Annotated in this window: 16 protein-coding genes; 7 read left to right on the top strand and 9 right to left on the bottom strand. The window is 68.8% G+C overall.

Going from position 1 to position 25,334, the window contains the following annotated elements:
* Window positions 1–52 precede the first annotated feature (52 nt).
* The 4 genes from AMK16_RS06745 to AMK16_RS06730 form a co-directional block, all read right to left on the bottom strand.
* Complete coding sequence (locus AMK16_RS06745; RefSeq protein WP_073909702.1) at window positions 53–5,185, bottom strand: restriction endonuclease; 5,133 nt, start codon at window positions 5,183–5,185, stop codon at window positions 53–55.
* Window positions 5,186–5,198: 13 nt separating this feature from the next.
* Complete coding sequence (locus AMK16_RS06740) at window positions 5,199–8,159, bottom strand: DEAD/DEAH box helicase (protein WP_073909699.1); 2,961 nt, start codon at window positions 8,157–8,159, stop codon at window positions 5,199–5,201.
* Window positions 8,160–8,225: 66 nt separating this feature from the next.
* Entirely contained in the window at window positions 8,226–9,494 is a 1,269-nt protein-coding gene (locus AMK16_RS06735; RefSeq protein ID WP_073909698.1) for a serine/threonine-protein kinase, read from the bottom strand.
* A 136-nt stretch (window positions 9,495–9,630) separates the two neighbouring features.
* A complete protein-coding gene (locus AMK16_RS06730) occupies window positions 9,631–10,320 on the bottom strand; it encodes a hypothetical protein (protein ID WP_073909695.1) in 690 nt (229 codons plus the stop codon).
* Window positions 10,321–10,606: 286 nt separating this feature from the next.
* On the opposite strand from AMK16_RS06730, the gene AMK16_RS06725 reads away from it, so the two are divergent.
* Entirely contained in the window at window positions 10,607–12,460 is a 1,854-nt protein-coding gene (locus tag AMK16_RS06725) for a DUF4357 domain-containing protein (RefSeq protein ID WP_073909693.1), read from the top strand.
* The gene (locus AMK16_RS06720; protein WP_242438616.1) at window positions 12,457–13,752 is read left to right on the top strand and encodes an McrC family protein; all 1,296 of its coding nucleotides are present in this window, start codon (window positions 12,457–12,459) and stop codon (window positions 13,750–13,752) included. The genes AMK16_RS06725 and AMK16_RS06720 overlap by 4 nt, the downstream gene beginning before the upstream one ends.
* Before the next feature lie 125 nt (window positions 13,753–13,877).
* On the opposite strand, the gene AMK16_RS06715 is transcribed toward AMK16_RS06720, so the two are convergent.
* A complete protein-coding gene (locus AMK16_RS06715) occupies window positions 13,878–14,459 on the bottom strand; it encodes a sigma-70 family RNA polymerase sigma factor (RefSeq protein ID WP_073909691.1) in 582 nt (193 codons plus the stop codon).
* Window positions 14,460–14,727: 268 nt separating this feature from the next.
* Window positions 14,728–17,871, bottom strand: coding sequence for an AfsR/SARP family transcriptional regulator (locus AMK16_RS06710; protein ID WP_242438614.1), 3,144 nt, complete (start codon window positions 17,869–17,871; stop codon window positions 14,728–14,730).
* A gap of 356 nt (window positions 17,872–18,227) precedes the next feature.
* On the opposite strand from AMK16_RS06710, the gene AMK16_RS06705 reads away from it, so the two are divergent.
* From AMK16_RS06705 to AMK16_RS06695, 3 genes are all read left to right on the top strand, one after another.
* Window positions 18,228–19,376 carry a serine hydrolase domain-containing protein gene (locus AMK16_RS06705; RefSeq protein ID WP_073909686.1) on the top strand — a complete coding sequence of 383 codons (1,149 nt, stop codon included), beginning with the start codon at window positions 18,228–18,230 and terminating at the stop codon, window positions 19,374–19,376.
* A gap of 391 nt (window positions 19,377–19,767) precedes the next feature.
* Window positions 19,768–20,607, top strand: a complete 840-nt coding sequence (locus tag AMK16_RS06700) for an alpha/beta fold hydrolase (RefSeq protein WP_073909684.1) — start codon at window positions 19,768–19,770, stop codon at window positions 20,605–20,607.
* Window positions 20,608–20,707: 100 nt separating this feature from the next.
* Entirely contained in the window at window positions 20,708–21,541 is an 834-nt protein-coding gene (locus AMK16_RS06695; protein ID WP_073909683.1) for an alpha/beta fold hydrolase, read from the top strand.
* A gap of 266 nt (window positions 21,542–21,807) precedes the next feature.
* Here the strand turns inward: AMK16_RS06695 and AMK16_RS06690 are convergent, their stop codons facing one another.
* Both AMK16_RS06690 and AMK16_RS06685 read right to left on the bottom strand, forming a co-directional pair.
* On the bottom strand, window positions 21,808–22,023 hold the full coding sequence (locus tag AMK16_RS06690) for a DUF397 domain-containing protein (protein ID WP_073909681.1): 216 nt from the start codon (window positions 22,021–22,023) through the stop codon (window positions 21,808–21,810).
* Window positions 22,020–22,892: a helix-turn-helix domain-containing protein gene (locus tag AMK16_RS06685; protein ID WP_073909680.1), complete on the bottom strand. Its 873-nt coding sequence runs from the start codon at window positions 22,890–22,892 to the stop codon at window positions 22,020–22,022. The genes AMK16_RS06690 and AMK16_RS06685 overlap by 4 nt, the downstream gene beginning before the upstream one ends.
* Window positions 22,893–23,002: 110 nt before the next feature.
* Here AMK16_RS06685 and AMK16_RS06680 point away from each other — a divergent pair, with 110 nt between their 5' ends.
* The gene (locus AMK16_RS06680; RefSeq protein ID WP_107417056.1) at window positions 23,003–23,512 is read left to right on the top strand and encodes an ATP-binding protein; all 510 of its coding nucleotides are present in this window, start codon (window positions 23,003–23,005) and stop codon (window positions 23,510–23,512) included.
* A gap of 79 nt (window positions 23,513–23,591) precedes the next feature.
* Here the strand turns inward: AMK16_RS06680 and AMK16_RS06675 are convergent, their stop codons facing one another.
* Window positions 23,592–24,047: an Lrp/AsnC family transcriptional regulator gene (locus tag AMK16_RS06675; RefSeq protein WP_073909678.1), complete on the bottom strand. Its 456-nt coding sequence runs from the start codon at window positions 24,045–24,047 to the stop codon at window positions 23,592–23,594.
* A 117-nt stretch (window positions 24,048–24,164) separates the two neighbouring features.
* On the opposite strand from AMK16_RS06675, the gene AMK16_RS06670 reads away from it, so the two are divergent.
* Window positions 24,165–25,166 (top strand): asparaginase, encoded by a 1,002-nt coding sequence (locus AMK16_RS06670; protein WP_073909677.1) that lies wholly within the window; start codon window positions 24,165–24,167, stop codon window positions 25,164–25,166.
* The last annotated feature ends 168 nt before the right edge of the window (window positions 25,167–25,334 follow it).

Below are 25,334 nucleotides of genomic sequence, written 5' to 3'. Positions count from 1 at the left end.
GCAGCCCCTCTGCTCTGCGAGCTACGCCAGCTCTCGCTCCCGGCCCATGCCTCTAGCGTTTCGCAGGCGGAGGTGCCCACCGGCCGGCAGCGATCTCTGCATCCAGCCGTGCTTGGAAGTGCGCATGCGCTGCGCGCATCTCGGCCTCGCGGTCGGCTTTATAGAAGGGAGCGGTGTAGCCGGCTGGGACCGGGGTGTTGTCCGGGTCGTTGAGGTGGGCTTCGAAGTCGAGCCAGTCCTGCTTGGTCTGGCCGTGGCCGTATGTGTTGAAGTTCGCGGCGATCTTGCGGCCGTCAGCGTCGAAGTAGGTCGCCGCCTCGTAGTCGTACAGCTGTGGGTAGCGGGACTTGAAGACCGCGACGAGCTGGTCCGCGGTCATGCCGAGCCATACGGCGACGAGGGTGTCGAGCTCGACGAGGGCGGCACGGCGCTCGTGCTCAGTGCGGAGCGGGGTCGTGTACTCCCAGGTCGGCTTCAGGCCCGCAGTAAGGGACTTCAGACTTGGCCAGTCGACGTTTGCCCAGTCTTCGTAGCCCGCCCAGCGGGGGTCGAACAGCTCCTCCCAGAGGGGGGCGAAGTGGGTGGTGAGAGCATTGAGACGCAGAGTACGGACAAGGAGGGCAGGAGCGAGGGGGTGCTCAGGATCTGGGGCAGGCATCTTGAGAGCCTCAGATGCATGCAGATTTGCCCTGCCAGTAGTGCGGAGCAGATAGTCCAGGGGGAGTGACGCCCAAAAACCTGCGTTCAAAGCTGTCAGGTGATTATTTGATAGCGCCATAGAAAACACGCTATCGATGTGAGCGGGACCAGGTGGAATGATGGCGGCGTGCAGGCTGCGGCTTGTATTGAAGGGGACCATCTTGCGCCAGGCCAAGCGGAAGTAGGAGGTGGACGACACCCCGTGCCAGGTGTCCTGCGCCGCTAGATACCCGGCTTGATCAGTGGCCCGAACATAGTTGGTCACAGGGGTAAATAGACTGGGCAAGCCTGTCGGTACGAGGGCATCCCAATACTGGTTGCCCAGGCACGGGATCCGCGGCTGCTTCGAGAAGGGCAGCGCTGCGGCGAAGTGAGGCCCTTGCAGGATGGCATCTGAAAGATTTGAGATGGCTCGATTTCCCCAGCGGATCAAACCATCCTTTTTGGCGTTTGCCTCGTCGTAGCCGCGCGTAATGGATGGATGGAAGTCGCCTAGGCGGATTTTGTACTCCGCGAGCGCTTCGATAGCGCCCTGTTCGCTCCTTAGGACAGGATAAAGTAGGGGCGTCTCCGATGCGCCGCCTGTTGAGCCAGTTAGGTCCCGCCAGCTGGCAAGCAAGACACTATTTACGTGCACTACGCGCTCGCGATGTGGCCGAATATCCCACGAACCGCCATGCCTGATGCCGGGAGCCTCGCCACGCCCATCATGTGTCATCGAGTCAGGCAAGACTTCGGCGCCGCGTAGCTCGCTGAGGTGTATGAAGTTGGGTTCCTGTGGGGTTCCGTATACATGAATTCCGAACTCTGTGTTTCGGCTGAGATCTTCGAATGCCCAGTTGGCCACGTTTACGAAGTGTGCATGTACCCGTAGGTGTGCATAGGCCGCGGCGCGAATCCTGCCTTCCTTCACGCCACCGAAGTGCGTATCTGGGTGAATCATTCCGGCACTGCCATGAGGCGTAGTGTGTCGCCACACCTGCGTCATGAACGCCCGATAGAGATCCCCCTGCGTGCCCACGAGAAGGGGATACATTGCCGCGCTTGCAAGCACATCAACAGCTCCTGCATGGGCGGCTAGTTCCCCAAGTAGGAAGCCTTGCCCGTGCACCTCTGCGGCTAGAACCTCCTCTTTTCGGAGCTTCCACTCCGCCGCGCCGGGCTTCTCTGCAAGAACGAACCAGGGCTCCAGCTCGGCCAGAACCAGATCCTCCTGCCAGCGAGGCCGCACCCACGGCGGATTCCCCACCTGCAGATCAAATCCGCCCAACCCCCCGAACACCTGGGCGAACTCCAGCTCCCAATGGAAGAAGCCGTGCTGCTCCGCCACATCGCTCGCGACTGCAACCCACGGGAATCGGCTTTCCAGCCAGTACGAGCGGTCCATGCCCATCCAGTCGGGCAGCTCGTCTTCGTACCGCTCCAGCGCGTCGAGTGAGTCGAACGACGCGATCAGCGACTCCGCCGGCACCTCGTGCGTGCCGAGCAGCGCCTCCGCGAAGTCCAGCCAGTCGCCGAGGTCCGCGAGAGGGATCACGTTGCGACGCTGCTCTGCGAACGCTTGCTCACCCTTGCGGGCGCCCTTCCTGCGTTTGTCGATGTCGGCGCGCTTGATCTCCTTGACCGTAACGTTGCCGAGGAGGTCGATCTCCTCGTAAGTACGAATCACTTCAGTGGCGTCGGTGGTCTCGGGACTCGACTTGGCGGCGTCCTCCACATGCGCATAACGTCCGTCCGACCCGTCAAGGAGCCCCACCTCCTGAACCGGCCAGAACCACAGCGCGCACCACGCGTCCATGACCTGCTTCAGCCGCCAGTACGGGGTGTCCACCGCCAGCAGGTCCGCCAGGACCTTCTCCCTCGGGACCGCTTCCTTCGGGGAGCGCAGCCAATGGTCCTCCGCCTCCCACACGTCGATGCGGCGCGAGATCTCCCGCTCGGAGATCGTCAGCCGCTGCACGACCAGATCCCAGAGGTACTCAGCCCGCCGGGCCAGGCCCTGGAGGCGGGCAGTCTGCTTCGGGTTCGGGGACTTCGTGATCGCCTTGCGCCAGGCGGCCAGCGCCTTTGTCGCCTCCGGCGCGAGTGCCTTCGCCTCCTTCTCGGCGGCGACCGCGCCCCATTCCTTCGCCGGCAGCAGGAAGTGGTGCACCGCGCCCTCCGGCAGCGGGATGCCTGCCTGCGCGTCCGCCAGCGGGTAGCGCTCCGGGGTCGTGCCCAGCCAGCCGCCCCTCTTCAGCCGCTCGGCCGGGTACACCTCACGCCGGCCGCCGATGAGCGAGTTGCCGCGGCGCAGGTGGAGGCCGAACCAGGGGGCCTCCATGCCCGGGTGCATGGTGTTGAGCCACAGGGAGACCTCGGCCAGCTCGACCGCCGTCTCGTTGAGGTCCACGCCGTACGAGTTGTGCAGGGCGATGTACGCCTTGGCCTTCTGGAGTTCGACCGCGTACTGCTCCGTGTCGATGGCCTGGCCGAGTTCCTGCTGCCTGCGGCGCAGGTACTCGGCCGCGACCTGGTTGATCGCCTCGTTCAGGAACGCGCCCGAGCCGAGGGCCGGCTCGCAGATCTTCCAGTCCAGGAGCTCCCGTGCCTCGGTGGTCGTGCCGTCCTGGTCCAGGCGGTGCTGGAGCGCCAGTTGGACGGTGACCTTCGTCAGCGATTCCGGGGTGTAGTAGGACGCCGAGGTCTGCCGGTCGCGGCCCGAGAGGCGGTACACGAAGGAACCCGGGGCGTACCGCACCCGCAGTTCCTCACCGGTGTCCTTGTGCTGCCGCTTGACGAAGACCGAGTCCGGGTACTCCTCGGTCTTCGACTTCGGCACCAGCCAGGAGCCGTCCTTGGGGTCACCGCCCTTGGCGACCTCGTACAGCTCCTCGCCCGCGATGAATCCGCTGTACGACATCAGGCCCTCGTACACCGCGCCCAGCTGGTTGATGCCCAGCTGGGCATACGAGATGAAGCCGCCCCGCTCGCCCTTCTTGCCCTTGGTGAGCATGAGCTTGTGCAGGACCTCGTACAGCGTGGCGTTGCGCAGCCGGGTGTCGAGGTAGCGGACGGACTCGCCCCGGGCGAGGGCCTCGTCCGCGTCGTGCCGCGGGTCGGGGACGGTGTCCGCGCCGATCAGCTGGATCGAGCCGCGCTCGAAGAGCTTGGAGTGCAGGGGCTCGAAGCGCAGCCCCAGGTCCTCGCTGGTCTTCGCCTCGACGGCCTCGGCCTCGGCCGCCGCCCCGTGAGTGCGACGCGGCCGGTAGCCATCCTGGACCTTGCGGAACAGCAGGTCCAGGGACTCGTACAGGTAGAAACCCTTGCGGGACTTCTCATCGATGAGGTCCCGCTCGGCCACGAGTTCACCGAGCCGCCCGAGGCCGTAGCCCATTTGGTACTCGGGATAGTCGGACGGCAGGATGCCCAGCTCCGGGCGGGCCTCCGCGTACAGCAGGAACAGGATGCGGTACAGGTAGCGCAGCGACTCGCGGGTCAGCTGCTTGCCGAGCTCGGGGAGTTCGCCGATGTCCTCCGGGCGTACGCCCTGCTCGCGCAGGCGCTCCAGTACCTCGTTGGCGATCAGTTCGACGCTCGTGCGCAGGCCGTCGCGGAGTTCGCTGGAGACGCCCACCGCGTGCTTGGTGGACTTGCCGACGAGCTCGGCGAGGGGGTTCTCGCCGCCCTCCTCCGGCGTGCGCAGCGAGTCCGCGCCGAACAGGGCGGCGATCGTGTCGAGTTCGCCGCCTGCGCGGGTGTCGTTGCGCTGCAGTGCCGTGTCGAGGGAGACCGCCAGGTAGCGGCCCTCGCCCCAGACGGCGCGGTCGGCCAGGACGATGACTCCGCCGACGAGCAGCAGGACGTAGCGCGGCGCGTCCTCGCAGGCGAACAGGAAGGAGGCCAGCTTCGAACCGGTGGCCAGGGTGTTCGAGCCGTCGAGGGTCACCGGATCCAGGAGCCGGCCCGGGCCTTCGGGGTCCAGGGCCGCGTCGGGCTCGGCCGCCCAGCCGCAGTTCACCGCGACCAGGCCCTTCTCGGCGTGCGCGACCGGGATCTCGTAGGTCTGGCGGGCCCGTTCCACCGTGATGGTGCGCGGCTTGGCGTCGTAGCCGAGGGAGCGGAGCACGTCGGAATTCAGGGCCAGCACCCGCTCCCGCCAGGCGGGGGCGGCGTACGTCACCGAGTCGTCCTCGGTGTCGGGCGCGGCGGTGTTGCCGTCGGAGTCCTCGGGGAGGGCGAAGAAGGACCGCGCCCGGAAGTAGTCGCGGCGCAGCGCGCGCAGTCCCGCGCGCGGAGTGACGGGGAGCGCGACGCTCTTCGGCTCCCGCACCGCGCCCAGTTCGTCAGGGGCCGTTTCCTGTGCCGCGTCCGCCGGCGGCTTTGCGGCCTCCTCCCGCTCCTTCCACCTCTGGAGCAGGCCCGCCTTGAGGTCCTTGGGCAGTACCTCGGCGAGGTAGTGGGCGGAGAAGTAGTCGCCGCGGTTGACGAGGGAGTCGTACGTCATGACAGGGCTCTTCTCACAGTGCGGCGGGCGCGGCGGACTGGGGCGCGGGCGCGGCGGGTGGGGCGTCGGGGTCGGGAAGCAGGACCGCGAGGACGCGCAGCATGGGGCGCTGTCCGGTGGTCAGCAGGTCGTCGGCGAGGTCGGTGAGCCGCTTCTTGGTGTGCTCGCCGGCGAGAGTGGGCTGCTCCCATTCGCCGAGCCGCTCCTTGTGCAGCGCGATGGACTCACGCAGCGGCCGGTCCCAGGCGTCGCGGTGCTCCTCCATGAAGGATTCGGCCGCGGTCAGCACATCGGGGATGGCGGCCTTCAGAGGTGCGGGGTCGCGGTAGCGGAGCTTGTTCGCCATCGTGGGGCCCACACCTGAGCTGCGCAGCAGCGAGACCATGTCCGCGTTCACGCTCCCGCTCCGCGTCACCCCCATCCACTTCACGACGGTAGGCCTGCCCAGGCTGTTCGAGTACACGCCCTGCACGAGGAACGTGGGCTCCGAGACGCCGGCGGTGATCATCGGGGCTTCCTGGCGGCCGAGCCGGACCAGCACCTTGTCGGTGAGCCACTCGACCACCGGGTGCAGATCGGTCAGCAGCGAGATCTCCGGCCAGCTCGACGTGGAGTCCGCCTCGCGGGCACGCTGAAGCGAATGCTGGGCAAGCCGCCGGTTGAACGTGACGAGCAGCCGCTCGCGCAGTCCCTGCTCCCGCAAATAGTCCACGGGCAGGGCCTTGAGCCGGTGGAGAAGGTCGGCGGGCGGCTTGAACGACAGCAGCCCCGACTGGTCGTCACGGTCGAGGTCGAGCCGGTCGCGGGCGTCGGGATACACCTCGCGCCACGCCTCGTCGAGGAAGTGGGCGGTGGAGTCGAAGAGGCGGGGGAGCACGGCGCCGCTCACGTCCGTGCCGCTTGCCGGCGCTTCCGGTGCGGGAGCAACCGAGGAGTCCTCAGCGGCATCGTCTGCGGCTTCCGCCGGGTGTTCGCCGACCGAGCCGAAGAAGTCCGCGAGGAAGTCGTCCATCACGGCCGCATCCGTGTCGGCTCCGGACGGCCGGGCGTCCAGGGACTCGTCCACGGTCTTGCCGCGCAGCAGGTCCTGGATCAGGGACTTCTCCTCGGCCTCCGCCCGGTAGAGCCCGCTGACGGCCTCGGCGGTGCCGAGCGCGCGGTACGCCTGGTCCTCGCGCTCCAGCAGGCGTTCGGAGACGAGGGTGTCGTCCTTGGCGCCCTCGACCTCGCTGGTCAGGATCAGGGCGCGGAACTGCGGCTGGTGTGCCTGCCCGTAACGGTCGATGCGGCCGTTGCGCTGCTCGATGCGGATCAGCGACCACGGAACGTCGTAGTGGACGAGCTGGTGGCACTGGCGGTGCAGGTTGACGCCCTCGGAGGCCACATCGCCGGTCAGAAGGATGCGCACCGGAGCGCCGGCGAGTCCGAACTTCTCCACGACGTCCATCTGCTGTTCGTCGGAGAGGCCGCCGTGCATGACTTGGGTGCAGCCCTGCGCGGTACGGCCCCGGAATCCGAGGGCGGCGGGCAGGACGGTGGCGAGCCATTCCAGGGTCTGGACGCGCTCGGAGAAGACGACGACGCGGGTATCGGAGGAGGGGCCGACACCGATGGCCTTCAACTGTTGCACCAGCGCCCCGAACTTCGCCGAATCCGCCTCGGTCATGTCCGCGGACAGCTCCACCAGGCGGTGCAGGGCGGACAGCTCCGCCGCCGTGCCCCGGGGGTCGTCCTTCTTCTCCAGGGTCTTGATGCGGGCGGTGACGGTGGCCTTGAACGCCGCGTGGGAGGAAAGGAACGACTTCAGGAGCGTGTACGGGAAGAGCGGTACCGAGCTCACGGAAGTGCCGCCGTCGTTCGGCAGCCAGACCGCCGCCAGCTCCTGGAAGATCTTCTCCTCGGCGGGGGTGGCCGGGCAGTGCACCGCCTCGGACGGGCCGCGGTCCGCCCACTGCCCCTTCATCTGCTCGCGGACCTCGGTGCTGACCTTCGTACGGCGGATGAAGAGGTGCTCGATGTCCTCGGCCCGGTAGTTCTCCGGATCGCGGATCGCCGCGGGGTCCAGGAGGCCGATGAGCTCGGCGAAGGACTTCGCGTCGCCGTTGTGCGGGGTGGCCGAGGCGAGGATCAGGGCGTCGGTGCGAGGGGCCAGGGTCTGGGCCAGCTGGTTGCGGAGCGAGCCGCGGTTGATCAGGTTGTGTGACTCGTCGATGACGACCGCGTCCCAGCGGATCTGCTCCAAGTGGTGCCGGTACTGATCGGTGTTCTTGAGGGTGTCGATGGAGACGATCACGCGCTTGAAGAAGGTGAACGGATTGCGGCCGGCCGGGATCTCCCGCTGGATCCGCTCGATGCCTACCGAGTCCAGCCGCACCAGCGGAATCGCGAACCTCGTCCACAGCTCGTGCTGGAACTGCTCCAGCACGTGCTGCGGGGTGACGACGAGGATCCGCTCCCCGCGGCCGCGGCGGATCAGCTCGGCGAGGGTGAGGCCGATCTCCAGGGTCTTGCCCAGGCCCACCACATCCGCGATGAGCAGGCGCGGGCGCAGATTGGCGCCCGAGAGCGCGAGCTCGGCAGGCCGACGCTGGTAGGGGAGCGGATCCAGCAGGAAGGAGTCCGCGAGGGCCAGCCGGCGTTCCGACTGGGGCAGCGCCGTCCGGCGCAGGACGGCTTCCAGGAACAGACGGGACCGCCGGTAGTTCGGGGAGTCGTCCGCGATCAGCCGGGTGTCCCGGGGGTCGATCAGCTCGATCGTATCCAGACGCGTGAAGAACACGGCCTCCTGGTCGCGTACGAAGTCGGACACACCGACCACTTCCACGCGGGCGCCGTCCTCCGTGGTCAGCACGGAGCTCTTGACCAGCCACACCTCGTCGCGGACGAGGACCTGCGCGCCTGCCGGGAACTGGTCCTGCCCTGCCTCGGCCGGCACGTTGCCGTTCTGCTCGGAGCTGGTCTGGACGACGGTCACCCGTGGCCTCCTGTGGCGTTTCGTGGCGGATGGGGCAGGTCCCCCAGTATCGCGGGTCCGCGCCCGTCAGAAGGTCGCGGATGCCGCATAGGCCTGGCGCAGCCGCTGGGCGGTGATCCGGGCCTGGGGGGAGTGGCGGGGGCGTCCACCACGGGCCCTGGCCGGGGGGCCCGGTGCCGGGAGGGAAGAGAGGGCCCGGCCCGTGTCGGCGGTCGGCGCCGAGGGCGGGTTCTGAGCCGGACCCAATGCGCCGGCGGCCTCGGGCTGGGGTTCGGGGTGGTCGACGAGTGTGGGGGTCCGGTCGGGGCCGGTAGGAGGCAGTACGTGCGCCGTTTCGGTGCCGGTGCCGGTCGACGCGGGCGGTTCCGCGGTCGCCCCGGCCGCCGGCTCTCCGGTGGGGGAGACGGGGACGGTCGGCGCCGTGGCCGGGGGTAGCAGGCTGTCCAGTATCTGCGTGGGCGCAGCCGTGTGACTCGTCAGCCGGCGACGGGCCTGAGCGACCTTGAAGCCCTGCGCCTCGATGACGGCGCGGCACTGCTGCACCACGTCGTCGAGGGCGGGTCGGTCCTGGGCCTGGTGTGCCAGCATCGCCGTCAGCAGGGGCACGAGCTCGTCCGGCACCCCCGACAGGTCGGGGGTTTTCGTGGGGTCGGTGACCTGGTGGAACAGGACGTGGATGTTGGCCGCCTGGTAGGGGAGGTGGCCGGAGGCAGCGAACAGCAGCACGGCGCCGAGCGCGTAAACGTCGACGGCCGGCGTCAGCGGCTTCTCGCCGTTCGCCTGCTCCGGCGGCATGCAGGACGGGGTGCCGACGACGGTGTTGGGCGCGGTCAGGGACACGCTCGACTCGGCGAAGACCGCGAGTCCGAAGTCGATGATCTTCGGGCCGTTGGGGCCGAGGAGCACATTGGCGGGCTTGAGGTCGCGATGCAGCAGACCCTGCTTGTGCACGGTCGCGAGTGCCTCGGCAAGCGTCGCCCCGAGCGAGGCCGTGAGCAGGGAGGGGAGCGGGCCGTGGCTCGCGACGTGCCGGCTCAGGTCGAGTCCCTCGATGTACTCGGTGGCCAGCCACGGTCGGTCGGCTTCCGGGTCGGCGTCCAGGAGCGCTGCGATCCGGGCGCCCCAGATCGTCTTGAGGATCTCCACTTCCTGGGCGAAGCGCTGCCGTGTCTCGGAGTCCACGACAGAGGGCTTGATCACCTTGACTGCGGCAGGCTCGCCGCCCGGAGACTCTCCCAGATACACCTGCCCCATCCCGCCGTGCCCGATCCGACCGAGCAGCTCGTAGCCGCCCAGCTCGGTGGGGTCGTGTGGGCTGAGAGGTGCGATGTGCACGAGTTGCCTTTCCACTCGGGCGGGATGTCATCTGGACAGACAGTTGTGTGCGACTGGGCAATAGCGCACACGGTATCCACCTGGACGACGGTTCCGTACCCGCTGGAGGAGAAGCTCAGGGGAGCTGATGGCCGCTTCAGCCGAGATCCCGCCTGCGTTCCGCGAGACATTGGAGCCACAGCTCGTATGCCTGGCGGGCCTCGTGAACCGACTCGACGGCGAACTCCCGCTCGGCAAAGCCGGCCGCGGCTGCCTCCCGCACCACGCGGACCACGTGGTCCGCCACCTTGTCGAGGCGCTCGGCATGGGCGTCCCGCAGTCGCGGTGCCAGTTCCTCTCCACGGGCGGCCACGGCCATCAGGTCCTCAAAGCCGGTCTCGTCCGTGTAGGCGGAAGGGAGGCCGGGAAGGTCGGCCGACGAGAGATGGAGGACAGCCTGCGGCCTTTGCTGGATTTCTTCCTGGCGTCCGAGGAGGTGGTTCAGCAGAGTGCGTGTCGCGTCCGTGTCGCGGACGAGTGCGGAAGTGGCTTCCAACGCGTCCAGTTGTACGGGGATGTCCCCAGCTGCTTCGGCTGCGAGTAGCTCAGCCAATCGCTCAGCGATCTTTCGGCCCGTCTCCGATGCCTCATCGATGACGTTGTCACAGGCGTCGAGTTCGGAGAAAGCGCGCTCGGCCGTACGTACGGCCGCGCGCACCATGGCAGCCTTGTCGCCGTCGAACCGGCCTACTGCCTGTGCCAGTTGTGAGGCCGTCATGGAGACGGCGGCGGCCAACCCGTCGGGGCGCTGCTGCCTGGCCGTGCCGTTGGGCGTTGCGATTCCCACCGTTTCCCCCTTGCCGTGACGGTGTCCTCGTCGTAGATCATGGACGGCTCTTTGTGCGCGGGGCAATCCACGGCTGGAACCGGTGGCATCCGGGCATCGTCGTTGGCCGAAAACACGCGTATTCCCATCGCAGTGGATCACTGAGCCCCACAATGCGTCCATGCCCACCTACGAGACCTGCCGGTGGCGATGCTCGACGCCGCCCGCGCTGCACCGGCCTCTCCGCACCCGTACCCTTCGCAAGTTCAAGATTTGAGTGACTGCAGCAACCCGGACGAGGAGACCGATGGCCGAGGAATACCCGCAATTCCAGCTGCGCCTGCCGCACGGTGGGCCGACGGCGCGAGGGCGGCTGCTCTCCGAGATGGGTACCAACGGCAGTCAGAAAATGGTCGTGCTCGCCGGGTCCCCTGCTCGTCCGGACGTCGTGCCGTCCTTTCCGTTGAGGACACCCTCCTCGCACAGGCTGCGGGAAAAGCTGATCAAGGAAGGGGCGATACGCGAGACCGGCACCTGGCCCGGGTGGCTGGAGGTGATCCAGGACGTCGAGTGCAATTCGCCGTCCGCCGCAGGTGACATCCTCGTGGGCCGCAGCTGTAACGGGTGGCTCGAGTGGAAGACCGAGGACGGCCGACCGCTCGCCGACTTCCTCGAACATGTTTGGTTCGGCCCCAGCCGCGCGTGGCTCGTGAGGGGTGTCCTTCCGTCGGGCCCCGACCTCGTGCAGAGGGTGTGGCTTCATGAGGGCCGGGTGACCCTCGCCGTCCTCCGGCTGCGGCCGGACGTAGCCCAGGGCGTCAGCAAGGAGCAGCTCCGTACCTTCGTCGACGAGGACTACGAGTCGACTGCGACCTACGACGAGAAGGTGCAGCTCGTCGACGAACTGCACTCATTCTTCTCCCGGATGCGGCCGGGAGACACGGTGTGTACCGTCTCCGACGGCCGGCTCTACATCGGCGAGATCACCGGAAGTGTCGAGCAGCGAGTCGCCGAAGACGGCAGCAGCAACCTGCGCCGCCCCGTGGAGTGGGGGAGGGAGGGCTTCCTGCTGACGGAGCTGCCCGAGGAACTCCGGCTGCAGCTGTCGCTGAAGCACGATGTGGTCGATCTGACGACTTCCAAGGCCATCATCGACGGTCTGGGCGTCAGCGACGAGGAGCTCGTGCAAGAGGCCTTGGACAGCGGGGCTGAGTCCGGGGCCGAGCCCGCGGCTGTCACGGCCCGCCGCGAAGTGGCACTGCCCGAACCCACCGAGGAGCTGCGGAAGACACTCAACGTGCACAGCGTGGAGTGGTTGCAGGAGGTCAGGAACCTCCTGGAGGATGAGAAGCAGCTGATCTTCTACGGCCCCCCGGGCACGGGGAAGACGTTCCTCGCGCAGGAGCTCGCCGAGTACCTAGGCGGGGGACGCGAGCAGGTGAAGGTGGTCCAGTTCCACCCTTCGTACGCGTACGAGGACTTCTTCGAAGGCTTCCGCCCTCGTGAGGACCCCAAGACGCGCGAGGTTGCGTTCCGTCTCACAGCCGGTCCACTGCGGGAGTTCGCGGCGCTCGCCCGCCGCGAGGGAAACCGGCACATCCCGCATTTCCTGATCATCGATGAGATCAACCGGGCCAACCTGGCCAAGGTCTTCGGCGAGCTGTACTTCCTCCTGGAGTACCGCGACCGCTCGGTTCGGCTGACCTACTCGGGCGAGGACTTCTTCCTGCCCCGCAATCTCTTCATCATCGGCACCATGAACACCGCCGACCGCTCGATCGCTCTCGTGGATGCGGCGATGCGCCGGCGCTTCGCCTTCGTCGAGCTGTCTCCGCGCATCGAGCCGACCGGCGGACTTCTGCGCCGATGGCTGGCCGAGGAAGGCAAGGGTCCCGAGCCGGCCGATCTGCTGGACGCGTTGAATGCCCGCATCGACGACGCCGACTTCCGGATCGGACCGTCCTACTTGATGAAGTCCGGAGTCTTCCGGGAGGGAGGACTGGAGCGCACCTGGCGGACCAAGATCCTGCCGCTGCTGGAGGAGCACCACTACGGCGAAGGCGTGGACATCGAAAGCCGTTACGGGCTGTCGGCGCTGCGTGGGGCGGTGGCGATGCAGTCGGGGCAGGACGAGTCGAGTGAGGGGTACGACTCGGAGTGACGGCCGTCGTTTCCCTCGTCGAGCACGCACCCGCCCGAGCCTTCCCGATGCCGGACACGGTCGGCCGCGCACTGGCAGTCTCGAAGATCCTCGAAGAAGCCGCCCCCGACTCCTGTGTGCCGGGGGTGTGGCGCCTGCGTGCGGGGAGCAAGGTCGGGGTGGTGGCCGTTGCCGTCCCGGGTGGCGAGACGGTCACCGTACGGATCACTCCCAAGGTGCCCGTCGCGCGTCTGTTCTTCCTGCTCGGCTACAGCAATGACCCGGCCGGCTGGCGGGACGGCGTGGTCGATGTCGCCGAACACAGCGAATTGCTCCCCGCGCTGGCCCACGCAGTCGAGCGTCAGACCGACCGGGCTCTGCGGCGGGGCCTGCTTCAGGGCTACCGGACCGTCGAGGAGGCGTCTCTCGTCGTACGGGGCCGGATTCGGGAGGCCGAGCAGATCAGACGGCGGTTCGGCATGCCCCTGCCGGTGGAGGTGGCCTACGACGAGTTCACCACCGACATCGCAGAAAACCGGATCCTGCGCGCTGCCGTCGACCGCCTTCTGATCCTCCCCGGTGTGCCCCAGACGGTACGGACGCGCCTGATGCGCCAGCGTGCCCGGCTGGCAGACATCACACCGCTCGTACGCGGACAGGTGATTCCGGCTTGGCGGCCGACGCGTCTCAACACCCGCTATCACCAGGCCCTCCACCTCGCTCAGGTGGTTCTGGACGGGGCGTCGGCAGAGCACCTGCCCGGTGGCCTGCGCATGGATGGGTTCCTCTTCGACATGAACCGGGTGTACGAGGACTTCGTGTGCGCAGCGTTGCGGGAAGCAATGCGTCCCTACGGAGGCCGGAGTGCCCTACAGGCAAAGGACGTACACCTGGACGAATGTGATTCCGTCCGGCTCCGGCCGGATTTCGTCTGGTACGCGGACTCGGGGACGCCGCGCATAGTGGCTGATGCCAAGTACAAGGCCGGCAAGCAGCGAGGCTATCCGAACGAGGACCTCTATCAGATGCTGGCCTACTGCACTGCATTCGGCCTGGCTGAGGGCCATCTGGTGTACGCCAGGGGCAGCGCGCCTCACACCAGTCACCGAGTACGCCGTGCGGGGACGGTCCTCCACCAGCACGCCCTCGACCTGGATCGACAGCCGGAGGCTCTTCTGGCGGAGATCCGGGAATTGACTGAACGTATGGTCGCTGGTGCAAAAAGTTACATTTCGTCACCGCGCTATGACCGTAAAACGCCCCGGCCAGGGTCGTCCTCGGCGCCTCTGCTGCCGGCGTCGCCGAGGGGCTGACGTCACTGCCCGTCCGCGAAACTGTCCGGTATGACCCCGGGGTGGCGCGGCACGGCGAGCGGCACGCTGGGTGGCTCCGGAGGGGGAGTCGAGGACCAGGGCGGCGCCCACCGCCCGAGCCATGGCTATTCGCCGAGTACGTCTTGTCTCTCCAGCGCCTTGCGCAGTGCCCGCACGGCGTAGAAGGCGCGGCTCTTGACGGTGCCGGGCGGGATGCCGAGGTGCTTGGCTGCCTGGGCCACGCTGCATTCCAGGTAGTACATGAGGCTGATGACGGTTCGGTGCTGCTCGTTCAGCTCCCGCAGGGCCCTCAGCACCACGTGGGAGGTGAGCGTGGCTTCCGTGCTGTCCCAGGAGGCGTTCAGCTCTTCGACCGCCATGAGCTCCACGGGGCGGACCTGCCGGGCTCGATGGTGGTCGATGACGAGGTTCCTCGCCACGGTGTACAACCACGGCCGGATGTGGTCGGCGCGGGTGCCCAGGAACCGGGCGTGCTTCCAGGCACGGGTCGCGGTCTCCTGGAGGATGTCCTCCGCCTTGTGCCAGTCGCCGTCCAGCAGCCGTGTGGCGTACCGGACCAGCAGAGGCCCGTACTGATCGTAGATGTCCCGGATGAAGGCGTCGCAGTCGGCGTCCGATGCGTCGTGCCGGGCATGCGCCCGAGCTGGAGCGAGGGTGGTGGTCCCCGTTTCCATGATCCCGTTCATGGGTGGCGCCCATTCCTGTTCAAGTGTTCTGTGGCGTGCTCTCCCGCATGCGCGGGCGAACGGCTCAACACTCGTCGGAAGCCCTTGGCCAAACCTTGTCGTCTTCTTGTCGACCGGACAGGACATCGGCAGGACGCCGCTGGGCGCAAAGGCGCCCGCACGGAGGACGGGCCGCTCTCCGTGCGAGACGCGGGACGATGGCCCCGGACATCCAGCCACCTGCAGGGTGAACCGGAGACCCACGTGCCACGTTCAGCAGACCGAGCGCCTACTGGTGCGCGGGATCACCACTCCGCGGAACCGGGAGCCGATGGCCCCCGACCGCCCTTTCCGGCACGGTGGGCGTGGGGTCTGCATCCGCGTCCAGGGCGGCGAGCCGGTCACGGACCTGCTGGGCGCTGTGCGACATGGCTCGCTCGTCGGCGCTTTCGAGGGCGTGGACCCAGTTCGCTCGTGCGCCTTCCCGGTCGCCCGAGGCCAGCCGGGTATCGCCGAGCCGCATCAGTGTGCCGATGGCATTCCTGTGGTCGCCCAGTTCCTCGAACGCCCGCGACGCCCGCTGGTACGTGGTCACCGAGTCCTCGTAACGGCCGAGCAGACGGAGGTTGTAGCCCAAGATGTCCCAGGCCTGGGCCAGCTGCCACGGCGCGTCCAGGCGCTGGAACAAGGCGATGCCCTCCTCGCTGTACAGAAGGCTCTTCTCCAGGTTCCCCAGGTTGGAGTGGAACCAGGCGAGCTCGAGGAGGCACTCGGCCAGCCACAACTCTTCACCTGTCTCCCGGGACAGCTCCAGTCCCCGCTCGGAGAACGTCACGGCCTCCTGGATCCGGCCGAACAGGAACAGCGCGCACGCCGTGACGTAGTGGGCCCGGGCCTGCTCACCGACTGCGTCGAGCTCTTCGAAGATCGTGGTGGCGCGTTGCAGGTGGTGCAGGGCTTGTTCCCGATGGCCGAGATAGCCGTGGATGCCACCGAGGTGGCGTAGGCAACGGCCCTCTTCGAGGAGGTTGTTCTGGCGCCGGGCCACTTCGAGGGCGGGGGTCAGTGCGGTGATGGCTTCGGGCCAGAATTCCTGGCGGTGGAGATGGTCCTTGAGCGACCACGCCAGCCCGGTGGTGTGGTGGTCCAGCTTCTGGCTGACGGCGGTGTGGAGCAGGCCGGTCAGCACAGGGTGTTCGGCGGTGAGCCATCGGGTGGCCTGCTTGATGGTGGTGAGGTTCTCCGGGGTGGCGCCCGGGTCGGGTGCACCGAGGTCGAGCTCGGGCGTTGTGTCGTGTTTCAGAAGCTGGTTGGCCTCGTAGGCGGTGAACATGTAGTGGTCCAGGACCCGGAGGGTGGCGTGGCGGCGTTCCTCGGGGGTGTCGTGGGTGTGGGCGAGCTCGGTGCCGTAGCCGCGCAGGAGGTCGTGCAGGCTGTAGCGGCCGGGCACTGGCTGTTCCACGAGGCAGGAACCGACCAGGCCGGCGAGGGCGCGGCGGGTTCGGGGGAGGGGAAGGCCGGCGAGGCCGGCCGCGGCGGGGGCGGTGATGTGGGGGCCGGGGTGCAGGGCCAGGAGGCGGAAGAGGCGGGCGGCGGTCTCGTCCAGGGACTGGTAGGACCAGGAGAAGACGGCGCGTACGTCGGTGGTGGTGTCGAAGCCGGTGAATGCGTCGAGGCCGCCGTGGGTGTGTCGCAGCTCGTCGGCGATGGCGTGGAGGGGGAAGGCCGGATCGAGTTCGGCGCGGGCGGCGACCACGGCCATGGCCAGGGGAAGTCGTCCGCACAGGCGGATGATGTCGGCTGTGGCGGTGGGCTCGGCGACCAGTCGTTCGGTTCCCAGGCGTCGTTCGAGGGCTTGGTGGGCCTCGGCTTCCGAGGGCAGTGGGAGGGTGAGGGGTTTGGCGCCGTCCGTCGTGATCAGGCCGGGGAGTTGGTTGCGGCTGGTGATCAGGGTGAGGCAGCCCGCTCCCGCCGGGAGCAGGGGGCGCACTTGCTGCTCGTCGCGGGCGTTGTCCAGGACGAGGAGGATCCGCCGGTCGGCGAGGAGGCTGCGGAAGAGTGTGCTGCGGCCGGGGGTGTCTTCGGGGATGCGCTGGGCGGGAACACCGAGGGCGGTGAGGAAGCCCTGCAGGGCGTTGCCGGGTTCGACGGCGGGTGCGTGGGGATGGAATCCGCACAGGTTGACGAAAAGCTGTCCGTCGGGGAAGGAGGCGGCGATGCGGTGGGCGTGGTGGACGGCGAAGGTGGTCTTGCCGACACCGGGAGCGCCGCTGATGACGACGACAGGGGCCGCGGTCGGTCCGGGCCGGCCCGGTGCACCGCTCACGGCCGACAGCCACGCCCCCTCGGCCGCCCGCCCCGCGAACACCGGCAGGCTGCGCGGCAGTTGTGCCGGACGTGCCAGGGACGCCGTGGTTCTCTCTCCGGCCGCGGCCCCGTCGCAACTCGCATCGGACCGCTCGGCCGCGTCGGCCGGTTCGCAGGCGGCCGGTTCGTAGGCGGCCGGGCCGACGGGCGCGGTTGCCCCGCCCCCGCCCGGCGCCCCGGACATGGGCGACCCGACCGGATCGCTGCCGTGCCCGGCATCCCCGCCGGGGACGGATGCCGCGCCGTACCTGTGCAACTCATCGGCTGAGCGAAGGGGCGGCAGGTCGTGGTGAAGGATGCCGTGGTGCAGGGCGCGTAGGGATGGACCGGGTTCGAGGCCGAGTTCGTCGGCGAGGTGCCGGCGCAGGTCGGTGTAGCGCTGAAGCGCTTCAGGGTGCCGGCCGCCGAGGTACAGGGCGCGCAGCAGCAACGCCCAGCCGGTTTCCCGCAGGGGATGCTCTGTGGTCAGCTCCTGTGCCGCGTCCAGAGCTTCGGTGATCCGTCCTTGCAGGAGCAGGGCAGTGGCGCGGATCTCGCGGGTGGTCTGCCGCAGTTCTTCCAGGCGTGCCGTCTCGTGGGTGGCGAACAGGTGGTGCGCGGCGTCGGCGAACGCGGTGCCGCGCCACATCTCCAGGCCCCTTCGGGCCTCTTCCACGACGCGGTCGGGCCGGCCCTGGTCCATGAACCGGTGTGCCTGGGCAACGGCCCGCTCGAAACGCACGGTGTCACGGCTCTCGGGCGGCACACGCAGGGCGTAGCCCAGGGGTTCGGTGACCAGTACGTCGAAGGTGCCCTGTCGGCGCAGGTGCCGAGGTTCCAGGACCGCACGTACCTTGCTGATGTGGGCGTGCAGGGAGCCCATCGCTGCGCCCGGTGCGCCTCCCGGCTGCTGCGGCCACAGTTCCTCGCACAGCGTCTGCGGAGCGACCGCCCGGCCGTCGGCGAGCAGCAGGCGGATCAGCAGCAGCCGCTGCCTGCGCCGACCCGGATCGAGTACCGTGCCCGCCCGCCGTACCACCAGCGGACCCAGCAGTCCGAAGTCGAGGCCCTGCCCCACAGCTGTCACCGTACCCACCCAGAATCCCGCTCGACGGCGCCACCACCGGGGGCACGCACATGACCATGACCCGCGGACCAGGTGGAGGCCGGAGCAGTGGTCGGAGCGGCGAGGACCCCGTCGTCCGCTTCCCGCATACCGGACAGGACATTAGCAGGACGCACCCCGGCGGCATGATTTCGCAGGCGGCCCGTTGCCGCGGGGACGGGCAGACCGGAGCGCCTGTGCACGATCTCTCCGGGTGACCTCCTGCCCCCGGAGAGGCATCCGTACGGGAAGCCCCCTACCTGCGGCAAAGCGTGAACCGGCGTGAGGTTCATTCCGTTGAGCGGTCGAACGGTCGTCGTCAGGAGTGGGGAAGAGACATGGTCAGCGTCGAAGGAACGAGCACCGCCCGGTTCGAAGCGGTCCGAACGGCGCTGGCAGCGCACCTGGAGTCCGGCGAGGAGTTGGGGGCGTCGATCGCCGTCGATGTCGACGGAGTCATGGAAGTCGATCTGTGGGGCGGGCATGCCGACGAAGCGCGGACCGTTCCGTGGCACCAGGACACGTTGGTCAGCCTGTGGTCGACCACCAAGACCCTCAGCAGTCTGGCGGCCCTCCTCCTCGTCGACCGGGGGGCACTGGATCTGCACCGCCCGGTCGCGCACTACTGGCCCGAATTCGCTGCTCAGGGCAAGCAGGACATCGAGGTGCGGCATGTCCTGTCACACACCTCAGGGCTCTCCGGCTGGCAACAGCCCTTCACCATCGACGATCTGTACGACTGGCCGACCGCGAGCGCCCGGCTGGCCGCGCAGGCGCCCTGGTGGGATCCGGGCAGTGCCTCGGGCTACCACGTGCAGACTCAGGGACAGCTGGTGGGAGAGCTTGTCCGGCGGGTCAGTGGCCGTACCCTGACCGAGTTCGTCGACACCGAGATCGCCAAGCCGTCGCGAGCCGACGTCCAGATCGGTGCACGGCAGGCCGACTGGCCGCGTATCGCCGAGCTGGTGGCCCCCTCGCAGCTCCCCACAATGCCCGCCGGTCTCGATCCCGAGGGGATTTTCACCAAGACGTTGCTGGGAAGCCCCGCCCGGGACGAGCACGTCGACACCCCGCAGTGGCGCCGCGCCGAACTCGGAGCCGTCAACGGACACGGCAACGCACGAGGCATGGCCCGTGCCCTCTCCGTGATCTCCCGTCGCGGCGAGGTGAACGGCCTCCGGCTCCTCTCCGCGGACACGGTGGACAAGGTCCTCGACGTACAGGCCGACGGGATCGACCTGTTCCTGGGCGTTCCCGTGCGCTGGGGCATCGGCTTCGCGCTCGCCGATGCGAGGACGATGCCGCACATGCCCACCGGCCGGGTCTGCTTCTGGGTCGGCCGGGGCGGTTCGATCGTCATGATGGACCTCGACCGGCGCGTCACGTTCTCGTACACGATGAACCGGCTGGGCGACGGAATTCTCGGCTCGGAGCGCACCCACAGCTACCTCAGGCATGTCTACGAAGTCCTGGACTCCACCGGCTGAGGTCGGCGCGCAGCGGACCACCGTGCCCTACGCAGCCACGTTCGCTGCCCGCGGACGAACAGCCCGTCCCCGGGGTGAACCGGCCCTGCCTCCCCGTCGTAGGACAGGACGAAAGACGTTCTGCCCGGCAGTTGGGGGGTCGGGCGATGCTCCAGGGCCAGGCCGGGCGGCAGCCCGGCATCCGCTCTCCGGGCCGCTGTCGCCTGTCGCCTGTCGCCTGTCGCCTGTCGCCCAGCACCCATCCGATCCGCGCCGACCACCTGGCACACACGGCGCGCACAACAACTCGGTCATCCCCAAAGAAACCCGGTGCTTCGTCCCCGAACGCACCGGCCCGCTTCGCCGGCACGGTCCGGTGCGGGCCGACAACCAAGGAAAAGGACATTCACGCATGCGCATCACCCGCCTGGCCCGCCCGAGCCGCAGATCCGCCCTTCTCGGCGTCACTGCGGCCGTAGGGCTGTCCGTGGCCGCCGTCGCTCTGCCCGGCGTAGCCGGTGCGGCGCCCCACCAACCGATACGTCCGACGATCGTGCTGGAACACGGGGCGTTCGCCGACGCCGCGAGCTGGGACGGTGTCGTCACTCGGCTGCAGCGGGCGGGCTATCCCGTGGTGTCCGCCGCCAACCCGCTGCGCGGTCCGGCGACTGATGCCGCTTACCTGCGCAGCGTCGTCGACCACATCGACGGGCCTGTGGTCCTGGTCGGTCACTCCTACGGCGGTACCGTCATCAGCCAGGCCGCCGCGGGCCTGGAGGGCAAGGTGAAGGCGCTGGTCTACATCGCCGCGTTCCTGCCCGACACGGGCGAGAGCTCGCTCGGACTGACGAACAAGTTCCCCGGCAGCACCCTCGGCCAGGCGGTCGAACCCGTCAACTACACGCTGCCCGACGGCGGTCAGGGCGCAGACGTGTACATCAAGCCGGAAAGGTTCCGCGCCCAGTTCGCTGCGGACGTGCCGGCGGACAAGGCCAGGCTGATGGCAGCAGGACAGCGTCCGATCGCCGCCGCCGCGCTGGAGGAGAAGTCGACGAAGGCAGCCTGGAAGACGATCCCCTCGTGGTCGCTGGTCACTACCGAGGACCTCAACATCCCCGTGGCCGCCCAGCGCTACATGTCGGCCCGTGCCGGGGCTCGCACCACGGTCGTCGACGCGTCGCACGCGGTATCCGTGTCCCGCCCCGAGGCCGTCGCCCGCATCGTGGAGCAGGCGGCCCGCACGGTCCGCTGACCGACAGCGCCGCCCTGTCGCGTCATCCCACGTCCCACAGCCATGCCCACCCGGGCACTTCACCACCAGACGCGTTTCAAACAGAAAGGCAGTAACCACCATGGCGTTCATCACCGTAGGCCAGGAGAACTCGACCAGCATCGAGCTGTACTACGAGGACCACGGCAGCGGGCAGCCGGTCGTGCTGATCCACGGCTACCCGCTCGACGGCCACTCCTGGGAGAAGCAGTCCGCCGCCCTGCTGACGACCGGCTACCGCGTGATCACGTACGACCGGCGCGGTTTCGGCCGCTCCAGTCAGCCCACCACCGGCTACGACTACGACACTTTCGCCGCCGACCTGAACACGGTCCTGGAGACCCTCGACCTCAGCGACGTCGTCCTGGTCGGCTTCTCCATGGGTACCGGCGAGGTCGGCCGCTACCTGGGCACCTACGGCTCCGCCCGGATAGCCAAGGCAGCCTTCCTCGCCTCCCTCGAACCCTTCCTCCTCAAGACCGACGACAACCCGGGCGGCGTCGACGGCGCCATCTTCAAGGACATCGAAGAGGCCGTCACCGCCGACCGCTACGCCTACTTCACCGACTTCTACGAGAACTTCTACAACCTCGATGAGAACCTCGGCACCCGCATCAGCGAGGAAGCCGTCCGCAACAGCTGGAACGTCGCCGCCGGCGCCTCCTCGTACGCCTCCCTGGCCTGCGTGGCCACCTGGTCCACCGACTTCCGTGCCGACCTGCCCAAGATCGACGTCCCGGCACTCATCCTGCACGGCACCGCCGACCGCATCCTGCCCATCGAGGCCACCGGAGAACGCTTCCACCAGGCACTCCCGCAGGCCGACTACGTCGTCATCGACGGCGCCCCCCACGGCCTGCTGTGGACCCACGCCCAGGAAGTCACCCAGGCCCTCCTCACCTTCCTGGCCAAGTGACCGACAGACGACGGCCTTCCCGCCGGGAGCGGGCACGCGGCCCGTTACCGGGGGGACGCGAGGCTGAGCCTGCTCGTCCGCTCGCGGCCCGCTCGTCGGCAGGACCGTGAGCCGTGTGCACCCCGCCGTCGCTCCCACGACGGCGGGGTGCACGAACCTCGCCTGGGTCCAGGACAGTTGGCCGCCGAGTGGCAGCGCCTGCCGCTTCACACGAGTCCGTGTCTGCGCGATGGGTCCCGTCCGGGCAGAACGGGATCCGCTGCGGCTCAGTAGGTCCGCGGCCCGGCCGCCAGCCGGACGAACCCGGTCCAGGCCTCAGGCCCAACAGCCAGCACGGGTCCGCCGAACTGCTTGGAGTCCCGGACGTACATGGCTCCGGGTGTCGTGGTGACCTCCAGGCACTCGCCGCCCTCCGCCCCGCTGTACGTGCTCTTTCGCCAGGTGAGTTCCGATGCAGTCGTCGAAGTCCGTGCGGTTTTCATAGCTCTCCCAGCAACTTCTCGATGAATTCAGTGGTCTCTCGCGGGGTGAGAGCCTGCGATCGGATGATTCCATAGCGCGCCGCGACAGAGCGCACGTCGTCGCGGTCGCTGAGCAGGATGCTGCGCCCCTGAACCTCCAGGTATGCGACCTGGTCTCCGCCCTTGTGTGTGATCAGAGTGAAGGGTCCGTCCACTCCTGCATTGTCCTCACGGTCGGTTGGCATCGCCTGGATCTCGACGTTGCGCTTCTGGCCGATCAACAGGATCCGTTCGAGCACCCCACGCATGACCGCCCTGCCGCCGAACGGCCGCCGGAGAACCGCCTCCTCGATGACGAAGCTGATCAGCGGCGCGGGCCACCTGTTGAAGATGTCCTGGCGGGCGATGCGTGCTGTCACTCGTTGCTCGATGGTGTCTGTGTCCAGCAAGGGGCGCCGCATCGCCAGGAGCGCGCGCGTGTACTCCTCGGTCTGGAGAAGTCCCGGGACAGCCTGCACCGCGTACAGGAACAGCTCCAGAGCCTCTGACTCCAGCCGCGCCGCATCCCGGAAGAACGCCGGGTACTGCGCCCGCGCCACTTCGTCCTTCAGTGCCTTCAACACGCCCCCGGCGTCCAGCACCTCGTCCGCCCCATCGATGAATCGCGGAGGCGGAATCCGGCGCCCCTGCTCGAACGACGCCACCGACTGCGCCGCGTACCCCACCAGCTTCCCGAACTCCGTCCGGTCGAGCCCGGCCCGTAGCCGTAACAGCTTCAGCTGGCGGCCGAACGCGGTCACCACGCCGGCGTTCGGCTCGTCCTCCGGGCGTTGGCCCGCCCGCTCCGGCTCCCGCTCGGCCCCGGCCACGGCCCCGTCGTCGTTCTGCATCGGCCTCGCCTCTCCCACGCACGTACACCGCGCGGACCGCCGCGTACAAGCAGCACGCGACTGCGCGTCACGCCTGGTCACGCTACGCCACCGGACGTCACTGTGGAGCCATGACCAGTCACCTCGCAGGCATCGCCGACACCACCCAACCCGGCGACCCCGCCACCCAACCCGGCGAGCACACGCACCACTTCGAGATGCGGCTCAGCTCCACGCCGCGAGGCGCGCGCCTCGCCCGGCGGCTGTGCGGGGAGCGGCTCGATGCGTGGGGCATCCCGTACGGCACGGACGCACACGACACGCTCACGCTCCTCGTGGCCGAAATGAGCGCGAACGCCATCCACCACGGACGCGTACCCGGCCGGGACTTTCACGTACGGCTCACCACCCACGGCGCGGCCGTACGCATCGAGGTGACCGACACCCGCGGCGAGCTGTTCCCGGTGGCCGCCCCCGAACCCCCGGGAATCGACTGCACCGGAGGGCGTGGCCTGCTGCTGGTGGAGTGTCTCGCCGATGGCTGGGGTTGGTTCCCGCGGCCCTGCGGCGGCCCCGGCAAGACGGTGTGGGCGGTGTACACCGGGCCGCAGTGTGAGGGGCAGGACACTTCTCGGCTATAGCTGTCCGACTCGGCCACCTTCCCGGCGGAAGATCGGCATGCCCGCGAGGGGGCCGGCTGGGGACGGGCGCGGGGTGGGGTCAGCGGTCTACTGGGAGGCCCGTCGGTTCCTTGATGCGTTTCATGATGATCTGGGAGTTGACCTCGGTGACTCCCGAGAGGGCCGTGAGTTTTTCGATCCAGAGGCGTTCGTACGCGCGGAGGTCCGCCACCGCGATGCGCAGGAGGCAGCCCGGGCTGCCGAAGAGGCGGTAGGCCTCGATGACGTCCGGGATGTCCTGGAGGGCCGCCTCGAAGGCTTCGACCGCCTCGCGGTCGCGGCGGACCTCCACCGAGACGAGGACCTCGAAGCCGCGGCCGACCGCCTCGGGGGAGATCACCGCGCGGTAGCCCTGGATCACTCCGTCCTGTTCCAGCTGGCGCACGCGGCGCATGCAGGGGGAGGGGGTCAGTCCCACGCGCTGGGCGAGCTCCTGGTTGCTGAGGCGGCCGTCCGCCTGGAGCTCGCGCAAGATATCCCGGTCGATCGCATCCATGGCGCAATTATCGCGCAGTCAGTGTTGCGGGAGGGGGGGAAGGGGCAATCGCATTGCGCGTAGATCTCACTATCATTGCTCCTTCCAGCACATACGTACGAGAAAGGCGGCCAGGGCATGGGACGGATCGTCGTCATCAGCACCGGCGGGACGATAGCCAGCCGCTGGCAGGGCTCCGGCTTCGCGGCGGACGCCGACGGCAGCGAGGTCATGGCCACCGCGCCGCTGCCCGAGGGGATGACCGTCGAGCTGGTGGACCTGTTCAGCGTGAACAGCCCGCGGCTCACCACCGACCACCAGCTCACGCTGCTGCGCACCGTGCACGAGGTGCTCGCCGACCCGGGCGTGGACGGCATCGTCGTCACGCACGGCACGGACACCCTGGAGGAGTCGGCGTTCCTCGTCGACCTGCACCACCACGACCCGCGTTCCGTGGTGTTCACCGGCTCGCAGCGGCCGATGGGCACCGCAGACGGTGACGGCCCGGGGAACCTCTACGACGCCCTGCTGACCGCCGCCACGACGCGTGGGCTGGGCGTGCTGGTCGCCTTCGCGGGCCGGGTGCACGCCGCCCGGGGAACGGTGAAGACCCAGGCGGTGGCGCTCGACGCGTTCGCCGACCCCTCCAAAGAACTGCTCGGGAAGATCGGCTTCGGCAAGGTCACCGTCCTGCGCACGCCGCAACGCCCCGCGCCGCTGCCGCTGCCCGCGATGCCGGAACTCCCGCCGCGCGTGGACGTCGTGGTGCACCACGCCGACGGGGATCCGGTGCTGCTGAACGCCGCCGTCGAGGCCGGCGCGCGGGGCATCGTCCTGGTCGGGACGGGCGCCGGCAACGCGACTCCGGAGATCGTGGACGCGGTCCGGGCCGCTGTGGACCGCGGCGTGCTGGTCGCGCTGACCACACGGGTGATGGCGGGGCCCGTCACCGAGATCTACACGCACGGGGGTGCGGTGGACCTGGTGGCGGCCGGCGCCGTGCCGACGGGGACGTTGCGGGCCGGGCAGGCGCGGATCGCCGTGCTGTCCGCACTGCTGGCGTCCGGTGAGGCGGGGGAGCGGGTGCGGGTCCTGCGGGATGTGCTGGGGGCTGGTGGGTCGGTGCTGGTCGACGCCTGAGCCCTGGCGGGAGGTGGGGTCCGGCTGCGCCGGGGCTTTCGGGGCTCCGCCCCGGACCCCGCGCCTCAAACGCCGGCGGGGCTGGATTGGCGGCGGGGCTGGATGGGGGCCCGCGCCTCAAACGCCGGCGAGGCTGGATGGGGGCCCGCGGCTCAAGCGCCGGCGGGG

The sequence above is a fragment of the Streptomyces sp. CB00455 genome (assembly GCF_001905445.1).
Lineage (GTDB): Bacteria > Actinomycetota > Actinomycetes > Streptomycetales > Streptomycetaceae > Streptomyces.
Note: the sequence above shows the minus strand (reverse complement) of the source record. Positions and strands in the feature narration are given on the sequence as shown.

Bases quoted from the DNA above. Each gene is read 5' to 3' on its own strand.
- AMK16_RS06745 (WP_073909702.1), bottom strand. From the start codon at position 5,185: ATGACGTACGACTCCCTCGTCAACCGCGGCGACTACTTCTCCGCCCAC.
- AMK16_RS06725 (WP_073909693.1), top strand. From the start codon at position 10,607: ATGGCCGAGGAATACCCGCAATTCCAGCTGCGCCTGCCGCACGGTGGG.
- AMK16_RS06715 (WP_073909691.1), bottom strand. From the start codon at position 14,459: ATGAACGGGATCATGGAAACGGGGACCACCACCCTCGCTCCAGCTCGG.
- AMK16_RS06705 (WP_073909686.1), top strand. From the start codon at position 18,228: ATGGTCAGCGTCGAAGGAACGAGCACCGCCCGGTTCGAAGCGGTCCGA.
- AMK16_RS06700 (WP_073909684.1), top strand. From the start codon at position 19,768: ATGCGCATCACCCGCCTGGCCCGCCCGAGCCGCAGATCCGCCCTTCTC.
- AMK16_RS06695 (WP_073909683.1), top strand. From the start codon at position 20,708: ATGGCGTTCATCACCGTAGGCCAGGAGAACTCGACCAGCATCGAGCTG.
- AMK16_RS06690 (WP_073909681.1), bottom strand. From the start codon at position 22,023: ATGAAAACCGCACGGACTTCGACGACTGCATCGGAACTCACCTGGCGA.
- AMK16_RS06685 (WP_073909680.1), bottom strand. From the start codon at position 22,892: ATGCAGAACGACGACGGGGCCGTGGCCGGGGCCGAGCGGGAGCCGGAG.
- AMK16_RS06680 (WP_107417056.1), top strand. From the start codon at position 23,003: ATGACCAGTCACCTCGCAGGCATCGCCGACACCACCCAACCCGGCGAC.
- AMK16_RS06675 (WP_073909678.1), bottom strand. From the start codon at position 24,047: ATGGATGCGATCGACCGGGATATCTTGCGCGAGCTCCAGGCGGACGGC.
- AMK16_RS06670 (WP_073909677.1), top strand. From the start codon at position 24,165: ATGGGACGGATCGTCGTCATCAGCACCGGCGGGACGATAGCCAGCCGC.